At 64.0% G+C, this 242-nt stretch carries 1 protein-coding gene; it reads left to right on the top strand.

What is annotated here, in order from left to right; translation table 11 throughout:
• Positions 1–18 precede the first annotated feature (18 nt).
• Positions 19–242, top strand: a 224-nt coding sequence (locus tag BIU91_RS19145) for a hypothetical protein (RefSeq protein WP_216099635.1), incomplete at its 3' end; no start/stop codon positions are given.

Here is a 242-nt window from a genome sequence, read left to right as displayed (position 1 = left end):
ACCAGCGGTGGGCGCCGGATGCGGAAGCTCACCGAGCAGCGCGTCACCGCGATGACCGGCAGAGCGTTGCGCATCGGCTCCACCTGCATAGGACGGGTCGAGGCAGAGGACGGGTTCTCACAGCACGCCCGTAAGGGCAAGCTCTTCGCGATCGTGACAGCGGAGAAGTGGGTAGAGATCCGAAGCGACCGGGTGATCGGGCCATCAAGTGCTCACGCAATCGACATGAACACCTCAGCGCA

It is taken from the genome of Curtobacterium sp. MMLR14_002 (assembly GCF_001864975.1).
GTDB lineage: Bacteria > Actinomycetota > Actinomycetes > Actinomycetales > Microbacteriaceae > Curtobacterium > Curtobacterium flaccumfaciens.
Note: the sequence above shows the minus strand (reverse complement) of the source record. Positions and strands in the feature narration are given on the sequence as shown.